Here is a 15,425-nt window from a genome sequence, read left to right on the forward strand (position 1 = left end):
TCCTTGGCACCGTCAGGTAACAGGGGAATTTACTGCTGATTCTAGAGCTAACCCATTCATCTAATACAAAGCATTTTTGAGAGCAACATGAAACACCATCTTCACATGTAATCGCCCGGGAAAAGATCACTACCCCGCAGCCTGATCTTGACTTATCCACATTAGGGCTGCGGGGAATGCACTAATCGTACATAGAGTGTATCCATGCCCTTTAACATAGGTTTCAATCAAGGCAACTCCGTTGCAAAATGCGAAGGTACGGCTGAATTCTTACTGGCCTACTGGAATCCTGCAGCACGTCTTACATCAATGGGAGGAGCCTCCCTTGTCCACCTCTAATCCCAATTCCGAATCCAAGGTTAAATTCAAGGTCCGTTTTCGGGCATCTGTATTCACAGTAAAGTTGTCACATTTTGAAAAGGCGGGGAGCATTGCTGCGGCATAGGCTCTGCCGGATTGCTTTTACCGATGAAGAGAGGGGAACGATCCAGGTGGCTTTTGAAAAAGAAACGTTGTTTTGGAATGAAAAACTCGGTAGTGATGATGATATTTTGACGCGCTTGCCTTACAGCAAAACTCAAAGCCCTTTAAGTCCCATAATGACAACCGTTAGTGGTTCGCTTTCAGAGAAAGCGTCGCAACGTATCCTTCAAATGAGTAAGGGAGCTCCGCTGGCGACGTTTATGATTATGCTTGCTGGTGTTCAGTCACTTTTATATAAATATACAGGCGCTTCCGACATTTTGGTTGGTATGCCAATCGTACCGAAAAAGACGGAACAGCGCCGATCCATTAATCATACTGTCATATTAAAAAACTCGTTTTCGGCGGGCACGACGTTTAAAACACTTCTGAGTGAACTCAGGACTTCCTTACCGGAAGCGATTCAGCATCAACATATTCCGTTCTCGAAAATGACGGAGAAGCTGGGTCTACAATATGCGGACGGGAAGCCCATCATTCATACATCAGTCTCTCTCAAGGAGCTACATACGGATGAAATCGCACAATATGCGGTTACGGATTGTTCTTTTGAGTTCAGCATAACCGGCGGGAACATACAGCTAGACCTGTTATACAACGAGCATTTATATGATTCTAAATTCATGACTCGGGTTGTTGGTCATCTCAACAGCCTGCTAAATGTAGGTCTTCACGAGCTGGAACTGGACATCGTGAAGATTGATATGTTGTCTGAAGAAGAGAGATTTCAATTGCTCCAAAGCTTTAACGATACCAAGCGGGACTATGCCCGGGAATGGACAATTCATCAACTCGTAGAAGAACAGGTACAGCGGGTGCCAGAAGCGACGGCAGTTGTTTTTGAGAATCAGCAACTTTCCTACGCGGAGTTGAATGAACGGGCCAACCGGCTGGCGAGAACGCTACGATCCGTCGGTGTGTTACCCAATCAATTGGTCGGATTGATGGTAAGGAGATCCCTGGAGACGGTAGTTGGTATTCTGGCGGTTCTAAAAGCTGGCGGTGCTTACGTGCCCATTGATCCCGAATACCCCGAAGAACGAATCCGTTACATTCTGGAGGACTCTAACGCGCAGCTGCTGCTGACTCAAAGGGAACTGATGCACCAAGTACCTTTCAAAGGGACTGTTCTTGCACTGGATGACGAGAACTCCTATGACAACGATGGGGCGGATCTTGAGCTCGCTAGTGGCCCGAATGACCTCGCTTATGTCATCTATACGTCAGGTACAACAGGCAAACCCAAAGGGGTCATGCTGGAGCATCGGGGCTTGGTAAGCTTGAAATTGATGTTTGCGGACAGGCTTGGTATTACGGAGCGAGACCGAATTGTTCAATTCGCCAGCCTGTCATTCGATGCATCCTGCTGGGAAATGTTCAAAGCGCTTTACTTTGGTGCGACTTTGTACATTCCCACAGCCGAAACGATTCTCGACACTCGTTTGTTCGAGAATTATATGAATGAGCATGCAATTACAGCGGCGATTTTGCCGCCAACGTATAGCGCTTATTTGCAACCGGAACGGCTCCCTAGTTTAACGAAACTCGTAACGGGAGGCTCGGCGGTATCAGCCGAATTTGTGCAACAGTGGAAAACGAAGGTTCACTATTTCAATGCTTATGGCCCTACTGAAGCATCCATTGTTACGACGCTTTGGGATGCAAATGAGGAGCAACCGGAACACAGAGTGATTCCGATCGGGCGGCCACTGGCGAATCACCAGATTTTTATTTTGGATGCTCAACTGCAACTTGTACCTCCAGGAGTGGACGGCGAGTTGTGCGTGGCAGGAGTCGGGCTTGCAAGAGGTTATCTGAACCAACCAGAGCTAACGAAAGAGAAGTTCGTGGAACATCCGTTTGCACCAGGAGAACGCCTTTACCGGACGGGAGATCTGGCCCGCTGGCTTCCAGACGGAAATATGGAGTATTTGGGGCGGATAGACCATCAGGTGAAAATACGTGGATTCCGAATTGAAATTGGGGAGATTGAAGATCAACTTCTGAAGATTGACTCCGTGCAGGAGACAATCGTGATAGCTCGGGAAGGTAAAAGTGGCCAAGAACTGTGCGCATACCTGGTCGCAAGCCAACCGCTTACATTAGGTGAATTGAGAAGCACGCTGGCGCAAAACTTGCCGAATTACATGATTCCTGCACATTTCGTTCAGCTTCCACGGATGCCTCTTACACCGAACGACAAAATTGACCGCAAGGCTTTGCCTGCCCCAGAAGGAAATGCACTGATTGGAGGCGAGTACGTAGCTCCCCGAAATGAAGTGGAGCGGACTCTTGCTGATGTATGGCAGGCCGTATTGAACGCTGATCGCGTTGGGGTAACGGATCACTTCTTTGAGCTTGGTGGAGACTCGATTAAGTCCATTCAAGTATCTTCGCGTCTTCATCAAGCCGGGTACAAGCTGGAAATCCGGGATTTGTTCAAATATCCGACGATCTCACAGCTCAGTCTGCATGTGAAACCGATTGGACGTACCATCGATCAAGGAGAAGTTACGGGTGAAACAGTACTGACGCCGATCCAGCAATGGTTTTTCGAGAGCTCCTTTGTGGATTCCCATCATTTCAATCAGTCGGTGATGCTGTACCGAAAGGACCGATTCGACGAAGAAACGGTAGGACATGTACTGCAAAAGCTGGCCGAACATCATGACGCTTTGCGAATGGTATTCCGTAAGACGGAACAAGGGTTCAGCGCCCGGAACCGAGCAATTCAGGAAGGCGGGTTGTTCACGCTGGATGTGTTCGACTTCAAGGATGAGCAACACACCGGGCAGGTTGTGGAAGCGAAGGCAACGGACATTCAAGCAGGTATTGATCTGGAGAATGGGCCTCTTATGAAAGCAGGACTGTTTCAGTGTGCGGATGGGGATCATCTGTTACTGACGGTTCACCATGCCGTGGTGGACGGTGTGTCTTGGCGTATTTTGATGGAGGATTTCGCACTGGGTTACGAGCAGGCCGTCAAAAACGAGAACATTCGTTTCCCGGCGAAAACGGATGCGTACCGCACTTGGTCAGAACAATTGGCCGCTTACGCACAAAGTGCAGAGCTTGCGAAGGAGCGAGCCTACTGGCAGGACGTGGAGCTCATTGAGGTTCCGGCCATACCGAAGGATATGGAGACGGATATGACGACACAACAAGACAGCGAATCACTATTCGTCCGTTTAACTCCCGAAGAAACAGAGCTGTTACTGAAGCGGGTTCACCGAGCTTATAACACGGAAATGAATGATATTTTAATTACGGCGCTCGGCATAGCCATTCGCAAGTGGACAGGACACGAACGTGTGCGGATCAATCTCGAAGGACATGGACGTGAATCCATCGGAACTGATATCGACATTAATCGCACAGTTGGCTGGTTTACGACCAAATTCCCAGTGGTCCTGGAGCCGGAAAGCGATCGGGATTTGGCCTACCAGATTAAACAGGTCAAGGAACGCTTGCGCCGCATTCCTAACAAAGGTCTTGGCTATGGCGTATGCCGTTATCTCTCCAAGTTGGAGGATAGCTTGGTTTGGGGCGCAGAGCCGGAAATTAATTTTAATTACCTCGGTCAGTTCGACGATGATGTCAATCAAGATGAGATCGGCATATCTGCTTATTCCAGTGGTAGCCCGGCTAGTAATCGGCAGGCCCGCAGCTTTGTGCTGGATATTAACGGCATGGTGCTGGACGGAGCTCTATCGCTTGATCTTAGCTACAGTCGGAAGCAGTATCGGAAGGAAACGATGGAATTTTTCGCTCAAGGCCTTGAGCAAAGTCTCCGAGAACTCATAGCGCACTGCATAGGGAAAGAACATACCGAACTGACACCAAGCGACGTACAATTTAAGGGTTTGACCATTACAGCATTGGAGCAAATCGCTCAGCGTTCCGGTCATCTCGGGGAAATCGAAAATATTTACTCGCTTACTCCGATGCAAAAGGGTATGTGGTTCCACAGCGCGCTTGATCAGCAAACAGCCGCTTACTTCGAGCAGACACGATTTACGATGCGGGGAGCACTCAATGTGCAGCTTTTCAAGAGAAGCTGGATGGAGCTTGCAAAACGACATCTGGTGTTGCGGGCGAATTTTGTGAAAGGTCCGACAGGGGAGCCTTTGCAAATTGTGTACCGTGATAAACCAGTTGGCTTCGAATATGAAGAGTTGCTTCATTTGAAAATGGAGGAAAAACAGGCCTATCTGGACAAAAAGGCTGAGGATGACAAACTTCGCGGCTTCGACATGGAACATGATGCACTTGTTCGCTTTACGATCCTGCGTACTGAAGAGCAAAGCTACCATGTATTGTGGAGTTTCCAGCATATTTTAATGGATGGTTGGTGTCTGTCTCAGCTGACACAGGAGCTGTTCGAGATGTATTCTGTTTTGGTCTCTGGTGAGCAACCGGTGGTAGATCAAGGAGCAGATTACGGTACTTATATCGAATGGTTGGAGAAGCAGGACGATAAGGCAGCATCCGATTATTGGACGGCATTCTTGGCAGGTTATGAGGGGCAAACGGTACTCCCCGGGCAAAAGGAATCAGCGCCGCATAACAGATTTAAAGCCGATCACGTCACAGCTCTGCTGGGCAAGGATTTAAGCGAACGGATGGATCAGGTAGCGAAACAGCACCTGGTTACGGTAAATACACTTTTGCAGGCTGCATGGGGTGTGATGTTGCAAAAATATAACGGAACCCACGATGCCGTATTCGGTAGCGTTGTAGCCGGAAGACCGGTGGAGATTCCAGGCGTCGAGTCCATGATCGGTCTGTTTATCAATACAGTTCCGGTTCGCGTCACGAGTGAAGCCGACACCGTATTTGCCAACCTGATGGTGAAGCTTCAGGAGCGAGCACTGGAGTCCGGGAGTTATGATTACTATCCGCTGTATGAGATTCAAGCCCTCAGCTTGCAAAAGCAGAACCTGATCAACCATATCATCGCTTTCGAGAATTATCCTGTAGATGAACAGATGGAGCAAGCGGGCGACCAGAACCATGGGGAACTGACGATCGCGGACGTTCAGATGGAGGAGCAGACGAACTATAATTTCAACGTGACCGTATCACCAGGAGCCGAGATCGAAATTCGCTTCGATTTTAATGCTGAATTGTTCGACAAAGATAGTATCGAGCGGCTGAAGGGGCATCTCGTACATCTGCTGGAGCAGGTGACGGCTAATCCGAAAATTGCGGTGGGTGAGTTGGAACTTGTGACGGAGACTGAAAAGACGGACCTACTCGAACGTTTTAACGATACCACCACAGCGTTCCCTCGCGATAAGACGCTCATTCAATTGTTCCAGGAACAAGCGGAGCGCATCCCGGATGCAACGGCTGTCACCTTGAATGGACACGAGATGACCTACCGCGCTCTGAATGAACGTGTCAATCGCCTTGCCCGTACCTTGCGTACTCACGGGATAACCCGAGGAGGGCTAGTCGCTATTATGGCTGAGCGTTCCATTGAAATGGTAGTGGGTATGCTGGCGGCACACAAAGCCGGAGCAGGTTACGTACCAATTGATCCGGAATATCCCGAAGAGCGTATCCGTTTTCTGATCGAGGATTCGGGAGCTCAGGTCATGCTGACCCAAAGCCACTTGCGTGAACGTCTGGCGGATTCGGACTCCGTGATCTTATTGGATGATGAATTTTTCTATCACGAGGACAGCACTGATCTACATCCAGGCACGGAAGCGACAGATCTGGCATGCATCATCTATACGTCAGGCACAACGGGCAAGCCGAAAGGCAACCTTGTTTCACATCGTAACATCGTGCGTATCGTGCGAAATACGAATTATATCGACATCACGGAGCACGATCATGTCCTGCAGCTTTCGAGTTATTCGTTTGACGGAGCGATCTTCGATATTTTTGGTGCTTTAACCAACGGAGCACGGTTGGTTCTGGTTCCCCGTGAGACTGTGCTGGAGATTAGCCAGCTAGCGGATCTCATTCAGCGCGAGCATATCTCTGTGATGCTGATAACGACGGCGTTTTTCAACGTGCTTGTAGATGTGAACATCGACTGCTTGCGAGATGTCCGGGCAATATTGTTCGGAGGAGAGCGAGTGTCGGTTGGTCATGTGCGTAAAGCGCTCGCCCATATCGGACCGGGAAAACTTAACCACCTGTATGGCCCATCGGAAAGCACGGTGTATACCACATACCTTCCGGTCGACTTCATTGATGACGCAGCGGTTACCGTTCCCATTGGAAGACCCATAAGTAATACAACGGTATATATCGTTGACAGCCGTAACCAACTTCTGCCGATCGGTGTGGCTGGCGAACTCTGCGTTGGTGGGGAAGGTTTGGTACAGGGTTACAATAACCGCCCCGAGCTGACGGCGGAGAAATTTGTGGACAATCCTTTTGAACCGGGAGAGCGCATGTACCGGACGGGGGATTTAGCGAAATGGTTGCCGGACGGTACGATTGAATACGTTGGACGGACGGATGACCAAGTGAAAATTCGTGGCTTCCGGATTGAACTCGGCGAGATTGAAGCTCAGCTTCAGAAAGTGGAGGGGATTCGGAAAACAACGGTATTCGCCAGAGAGAGTGCTTCCGGCGAAAAGCAGCTTTGTGCGTATTATGAAGCTGACGTTGAGCTTCCAGCGGCTGAGGTGAAGAGTGTACTTTCCCAGGAGCTACCGGCCTATATGATTCCGTCGTACTTGATCCAGCTAGAGCAACTCCCGCTGACAACGAACGGCAAGGTTGACCGCAGGTCTCTCCCGGCACCAGAGGAGAGCTTGCAGGTAGGCGAAGATGGGACTCCACCACGGACTCCACTTGAAGCTAGCCTGGCTGATATTTGGAAAAGTGTGCTCGGACTCGCGCACATTGGCGTTCATGATAATTTCTTCGACCTTGGCGGACATTCACTTCGGGCGACAACACTGGTAAGTAAGGTGCACCAGGAGTTGAACGTTGAGTTGCCTCTGCGGGACGTATTTCGCTATTCGACAATTGAAGAGATGGCCCTAGCCATATCCCGGATCGGAGAGCAGACGTTCTCGTCGATTCCGTTGGCAGACAGAAGAGCATATTATCCACTTTCATCAGCTCAGAAGCGGTTGTATATCCTGAATCAGCTGGAAGGTGCAGATCAGAGCTACAACATGCCTGGTGTGTTACTGGTGGAAGGAACGATCGATCGGAGTCTGCTGGAAAAGGCTTTCCGCGGACTGATTGCACGGCACGAAACGCTGCGAACCGGCTTCGAGATCGTGCAAGGCGAAGCAGTACAGCGCATTTACGAGAGTGCCCACTTTGCTGTGGAGTACTGCCATGCGAACGAGGAAGAAGCGCCAGACGTTGTACAGGCCTTCATCCAGCCTTTCGATTTGGCGAAGCCTCCACTGCTGCGAGCGAAACTCGTAGAGCTGGCGACCGAACGTTATTTACTGATGTTTGACATGCACCATATCATCTCCGACGGAGTTTCGATGGACGTATTCGTCGATGAACTCGTTCATCTATACAGCGACGAGTCATTAGAGCCTTTACGCATTCAATACAAGGACTATGCGGTATGGCAACAGTCAGACGAGCATAAGGAGCAGTTGAAACGGGAGGAAAGCTATTGGTTGGAACGTTACCAAGGCGATTTTCCGGTGCTGGAAATGCCGACCGATTACCCGCGTCCTGCCGTGCAAAGTTTTGAAGGACAGACGTTAACGTCTTTCGTAGATGAGAAGACAAACGAAGGTTTGAAGAAACTGGCCGCTCAAAGAGGAACGACGCTGTATATGGTGTTACTTGCGGCATATACCGTGCTTTTGCATAAATACACAGGCCAGGACGATTTGATTGTCGGAACGTCGATTGCGGGCAGAACACATGCAGATACGCAGCCTTTAATCGGAATGTTCGTTAATACGCTGGCGCTTCGCAATTATCCGACTTCGGACAAAAGCTTCCTATCGTATTTGGAAGAAGTGAAAGAAACGACTTTAGGGGCTTACGAGCATCAGAACTATCCGTTCGAGGAGCTCGTCGATAAAGTGCAGGTTGCCCGGGATCTGAGCCGTAACCCGCTCTTTGATACCATGTTCTCCTTGCAAAACTTGGAGGATAAAAAGATAGAACTGAAAGGAATGAAGTTATCACCGTACCCTAGCGACTACGGCTCGGCCAAGTTCGATTTGAGCGTAGATGTTACAGAAGAAGACGGCGTGTTGGAGTGCAACTTTGAATTCGCAACGGCTCTTTATAAAGAAAGCACGATTCGAAGACTGCAGGCTCATTTCGGACATTTGCTTGCGGCGATCGTAAGCCGCCCGGATGCGAAGATTGCTGAGCTACATCTGTTGACCACAGCGGAAAAAGAAAAAATGATCCTTGCGTTTAATCCGGCACAACCGGAAGCAGAAACGACTCCTGCGGCTGCGTTCCACCGTCTGTTCGAGGAACAAGCCGAACGCACGCCTGAATCCGAGGCTGTCGTGTACGAAAATGATCGGCTGACGTATGTGGAGCTGAACGAGCGGGCGAACCGTTTGGCGGCTACGCTACGTGTAAGCGGCATTGGCCGGGAATCCATCGTCGGTATTCTCGCCGAACGTTCGGTGGATTTGCTGGTAGCCGTATTGGCTGTCTGGAAAGCAGGCGGCGCCTATGTACCGCTCGACCCGGATTACCCGGCAGACCGTGTGCGGTTCATGCTCGAAGACAGCGGAGCGAAGGTGCTACTCACCCAAGAGCCCCTGCGAGAATATGTCGAAGCTTGGCTCGTTGAAAAGGAGCTGGCGTTGTCGGTAGTGTGGTACCTCGACGACGAAGCATCCTACAGCGAGGAGCGGGCCAATGCGCCGATGAGTTCTGGCATGCATGATTTCCACGAAGCCCGACCGGAGGATCTGGCCTACGTAATCTATACGTCGGGAACGACAGGACAGCCCAAAGGCGTCATGATCGAGCACCGCAGTCTGGTGAATACGGCGGCAGGATACCGAAGGGAATATCGATTAGATCAGTTCCCGGTGCGGCTGTTACAGCTTGCCAGCTTCTCGTTTGACGTGTTCGTGGGCGATATTGCACGCACGCTGTACAACGGAGGCTCCATGGTCATTGTGCCGAAGGATGACCGGATTGATCCGTCTCGTCTGCACCACTGGATCGAGCAGGAGCGGGTGACTATTTTTGAATCAACGCCAGCGCTGATTGTGCCGTTTATGGATTATGTGCATGAAAATCAGCTGGATATGAGTCAGATGGAGCTACTCATCACAAGTTCGGATAGCTGCAGCGTGGCAGATTATCGAACCTTGCAGGAGCGGTTCGGCTCTTTATTCCGTATTATCAACGCCTATGGCGTAACGGAAGCAGCGATTGACTCCAGCTTTTACGACGAGCCGCTGGAACTGCTGCCAGAGACAGGACATGTGCCTATCGGCAAAGCGTGGTTAAATGCGAAGTTTTACATTGTGGATGCACACCTGAATCCCGTGCCTGTAGGTGTGCTGGGCGAGTTGGTTATCGGCGGAGTTGGGGTCTCGCGCGGATATTTGAACCGTCCGGAGCTGACGGAAGAGAAGTTCATAGCCAGTCCGTTTGGCGCAGGTGAACGGTTGTATCGCACAGGGGACTTGGCGCGGTGGATGGAAGACGGCAACGTGGATTTCATTGGTCGAATGGACAATCAGGCTAAAATTCGGGGCTACCGGATTGAAACAGGTGAGGTCGAAGCGAAGCTGTTGCGTGTGGAAGGCGTACGGGAAGCAGCCGTTCTGGTTCGAACTGATGCGGAAGGGCAGAAGATGTTATGCGCGTATTACACACCAAGTGCAGGAACGGATCTGGCAGTAAACAATCTGCGTGGCGCGCTGGCACAGGATTTACCAGGATACATGATTCCATCGTACTTCGTGGAGATGAAGCAATTGCCTCTGACGCCGAACGGAAAGATTGACCGGAAGGCGCTACCAGCGCCGGAAGGGGAAGCAGGAAGCGGAGCAGAGTATGTTGCACCACGCAATGAGCTGGAAAGAAAATTGGCTTCGATATGGCAGGAAGTGCTGGGACTTACGAGAGAAATCGGCGTGTACGAGAATTTCTTCGACATCGGAGGTCACTCCCTGCGGGCAACGTCACTGGTCAGCAAGATTCATAAAGAGTTGAACGTGGATCTGCCACTGCGAGAGGTGTTTCGTCATTCCATGATCGAGAACATGGCGGTTGCCATTTCCCGACTAGATGAGCAGAAATTCGTTGCTATTCCGCTGGCGGAGAGACGTGAGGTGTACCCGCAATCTTTTGCTCAAAAACGCCTCTTTATCTTGAATCAACTGGAAGGTGCGGAGCTTAGTTACAACATGCCGGAAGCCATGGTGCTAGAGGGTGCTTTGGATCGTGCAAGGTTCGAAGACGCATTCCGTAAGCTTGTGGATAGACATGAAATGTTGCGTACCGGGTTCGAGATGGTGGATGGCGAAGCATCTCAACGGATTTACCAGGACTTCAATTTTGCCGTGGAGTTCTACCCGGTGGATGAGCAAGAGGTCGAAGAGATCGTTCGTCGTTTTGTCCGTCCGTTTGACTTGGCGAAACCTCCGCTACTGAGAGTAGGCCTTGTCCAGCTTAATCCGGAACGCCATATTCTAATGTACGATATGCATCATATTATTTCCGACGGTGTTTCGATGGAGATCTTTGTTGAAGAATTCGTCCGCTTGTATGGGGGAGAACAACTGGAGCCTTTACGCATTCAGTACAAAGATTATGCCGTTTGGCTACATTCTCAGGAGCAGCAGGAACGGCTTCAGCATCAGGAAACATACTGGCTGGACATGTTCCAAGGGGAACTTCCGGTGCTTGAAATGCCAACCGATTATCCGCGTCCTGCTGTGCAGAGCTACGATGGTCACACACTGGAGTTTTTCTTAGAAGCTACGAAAACGGATGCCCTGAAGCAGTTGGCTTCAGAGACGGGCACGACACTGTTCATGGTGTTGCTTGCTGCGTATAACGTGCTTCTGCACAAATATTCAGGTCAGGAAGATGTGGTCGTTGGTACGCCAATTGCCGGAAGGAATCATGGAGATGTGCAACCGTTAATCGGGATTTTCCTGAACACACTGGCGATTCGCAGTTACCCGTCTTCGGAGAAGACGTTCCTGTCATACCTGAGCGAGATTAAAGAAACGACCCTCCAAGCTTTTGAGCATCAAAACTATCCGTTCGAAGAATTGGTGGACAAGGTGCAAGTCACCCGTGATTTAAGCCGTAATCCCCTCTTTGACACATTGTTTACGATGCAGAATACGGAGAACGAGGAATTCGAGTTGGAAGGGCTCCGTTTGACTTCCTATCCGAGCGCAATGGATACCGCAAAGTTTGATATCAGCTTGGATGTGGGCGAGGAGAACGGCGGCTTGGAGTACAGCTTCGAATATGCGACGGCTCTTTATAAAAGGGAGACGATCGAACGTCTGGCCAAACATTACGAGCAACTGCTCGTCACGATTGTAAGCCGTCCGGATGCGAAGATAGCCGAGCTGAGCTTGTTAACGGCTGAGGAAAAAGAAATGCTCAGCGCATTTAACCCGGCGCAGCTGGAAGTGCAAGTTGCTCCCGCGGTTGCGTTCCACCGTCTGTTTGAAGAACAGGCGCAGCGCGCGCCTGAATCGGAGGCGGTTGTGTACGAGAATGACCGTCTAACGTATGCGGAGCTGAATGAGCGGTCGAATCGTTTGGCCGCTAGGCTGCGCGCAAGCGGCATTGGCCGAGAATCCATCGTTGGTATTCTTGCCGGACGTTCGGTGGATTTGCTGGTAGCGGTGCTTGCTGTCTGGAAAGCAGGCGGCGCGTATGTACCGCTTGACCCGGATTACCCGGCAGATCGCGTACGGTTCATGCTGGAAGACAGCGGAGCAAAGGTGCTACTCACCCAAAAGCTACTGCGAGAGCGTGCCGAAGCTTGGCTCGCAGCAGAGGAACTGGCGTTGGCGGATGTGTTGTATCTCGATGACGAAGCATCGTACAGCGAGAAACGGGCAAATGCGCCGATGCGTTCTGGCATGGATGATTTCCACGAAGCCCGACCAGAGGATCTGGCCTACGTGATCTATACGTCGGGAACGACAGGGAAGCCGAAGGGCGTCATGATTGAGCACCGTAGCCTCGTGAACACAGCGGCAGGGTACCGGCGGGAATATCGATTAGATCAGTTCCCGGTGCGGTTGTTGCAGCTGGCCAGCTTCTCGTTTGATGTGTTCGTGGGCGATATCGCACGCACGCTGTATAACGGGGGCACGATGGTGATTGTGCCGAAGGACGACCGGATCGATCCATCGCGTCTGCACCACTGGATTGAGCAAGAGCAGGTTACTATTTTTGAATCGACGCCAGCGCTGATTATTCCGTTTATGGAATATGTGTACGAGCAGGGGCTGGATATGAGCCATATGGAGCTACTCATCACCAGTTCGGACAGCTGCAGCGTAGCAGACTATCGAACCTTGCAGGAGCGTTTTGGATCATTATTCCGAATCATCAACGCTTATGGAGTGACGGAAGCAGCGATTGACTCCAGTTTCTACGACGAGACATTGGAAATGCTTCCGAAGACAGGGCATGTGCCTATCGGCAAAGCGTGGTTAAATGCGAAGTTTTATATTGTGGATGCACATTTAAATCCGGTGCCTGTCGGGGTGCTGGGTGAACTGGTTATCGGCGGAGTTGGGGTCTCGCGCGGATACTTGAATCGTCCAGAGCTGACAGAAGAGAAGTTCGTAGACAGCCCGTTCGCAGCAGGCGAACGGTTGTATCGCACGGGAGACTTGGCGAGATGGACAAAAGACGGCAACGTGGACTTCATCGGTCGGATGGATAATCAGGCGAAGATCCGGGGGTATCGGATCGAAACAGGCGAGATCGAGTCACAACTCTTGCGGGTGGAAAATGTACGCGAAGCCGTGGTGCTGGTTCGAAATGACGCAAATGGACAGAAAGTGCTATGTGCATATTACACAGCGGATACGGGAATGGATTTGGCAGTAAACGATCTGCGCGGAGCATTGGCACAGGAGTTGCCAGGGTACATGATCCCATCTTACTTTGTAGGGATGGAGCGTCTGCCTCTGACGCCAAACGGCAAGATTGACCGGAAGGCGTTGCCAGCACCGGAAGGGGAGGCAGGAAGCGGAACGGAGTATGTCGCACCGCGCAATGAACTGGAAATAAAGTTGGCCTCGATTTGGCAACAGGTGCTGGGGCTAACGAAGGAAATCGGCGTGTACGAGAACTTCTTTGACATTGGTGGTCACTCTCTACGGGCAACGTCATTGGCAGGCAAGATATTTAAGAAATTAAATGTCAATCTGCCGCTACGCGACGTATTCCGCCACTCGACCATTGCAACGATGGCTGAGGTAATTGCGCAGATGGAGCGACGTGAACATGAGGCTATTCCTCAAGCGGATGTGAGAGAGTATTACCCTCTCTCCTCTGCACAGAAGCGATTGTACATCCAGCATACGCTGGATGGAGCAGATCAGCTTTATAACATGCCGGAACTGGTGCGGTTGGAAGGTGAGTTTGATTTAGAACGTTTTGAAGTTGCCTTGCGCAAACTGATAACACGTCATGAATCACTGCGCACAAGTTTTGAAGTTGTGAAGGGTGAAGCGGTTCAGCGCATTTACCAGCAGGTTGATTTTGCTATCGAGCACCATCAATCAGATCCAGAGGATGTGGCCCAAATCGAGCAGATCATCCGCAGCTTCGTTCGCCCGTTCGACCTTGGCAAGGCGCCGCTTCTGCGCACTGGAGTCATAGAATTGGAACCGGACCTGCATATTCTCCTTTTTGATATGCATCATATTGTGTCCGACGGTGTATCGATGGCGATTGTGATGGATGAGTTCTCGAGTTTATACGCCGGTGAAGAACTGCCTCCACTACGGATTCAATACAAAGATTACGCTGTCTGGCAACAGTCTAAGGACTACCAAGACCGGATCGCGCGGCAGGAAGCGTACTGGCTGAAAACCTTTGAAGGCGAACTGCCGAGGACCGATTTACCGATGGACTATGAACGGTCTGCGATTCGCGATTACGAGGGCATGCACCTGGATTTCGACGTTGATGCCTCTCTCTCTGAGGGGCTGCGTCAATTAGCGGCTGAGCAAGAAAGCACGCTGTACATGGTACTGCTAGCGGCGTATACCGTTCTGCTGTGCAAGTACAGCGGGCAAGAGGATATCATCGTGGGTACCCCGGTGGCGGGAAGAACAAATGCCGATTTGGAGCCGGTCGTCGGAATGTTTGTCAATACGTTGGCACTCCGCAATCGTCCGTCGGGCGACAAAACGTTTTTGTCCTACCTTGAAGAAGTGAAGGAGACCGCATTGGGTGCTTTTGAGAACCAGGATTATCCGTTCGAAGAGCTCGTAGAGCGTTTGAATGTGAAGCGGGAACCGGGCCGTTTTCCATTATTCGATGCGGTTTTCGACTTGCAAAATATCGAAGAACAAGACGTCGAACTGGAAGGGGTCAACCTGAAAAATGTTGAACTCGACCAGCTTGAAGAAGCCAAGTTTGATCTAACCCTGTTTATGTATGAAAACAACGGCTCGCTAAGCGGGGGCTTCTTCTATGCCACCAAGCTGTTCAAAGAGACGATGATTCGCACATTGACCGAGGATTACCTGCGGGTGCTGTCTCAAATCGTGGAAAATCCGCACCTTGAGCTAAAACGGATTGAATGTCATAAACCAAAGACAGACGGAAAGAATGCAGTTGATACAATCGAGTTTGCGTTTTAACGTTGCAATCGTGCCTTTGATGTCTGGTAAAATCTGCACGCGTCCCAAGTAAGATGGCGAACAACATGCAAGCCCATACATGCACAGATCCGAAAACAAACGTTTTTGGATCTGCGCGGGGCATGCGGTCACTTCATTTTAGGGGAG

At 50.7% G+C, this 15,425-nt stretch carries 1 protein-coding gene; it reads left to right on the forward strand.

The genetic code is table 11. The annotated features are described in order from the left end of the window. The first annotated feature begins 431 nt into the window (after positions 1-431). Positions 432-15,278: a non-ribosomal peptide synthetase gene (locus FS818_RS21835; protein WP_145334666.1), complete on the forward strand. Its 14,847-nt coding sequence runs from the start codon at positions 432-434 to the stop codon at positions 15,276-15,278. The last annotated feature ends 147 nt before the right edge of the window (positions 15,279-15,425 follow it).

Source organism: Paenibacillus xylanexedens, from assembly GCF_007680605.1.
In the GTDB taxonomy this organism is placed as follows: domain Bacteria; phylum Bacillota; class Bacilli; order Paenibacillales; family Paenibacillaceae; genus Paenibacillus; species Paenibacillus xylanexedens_B.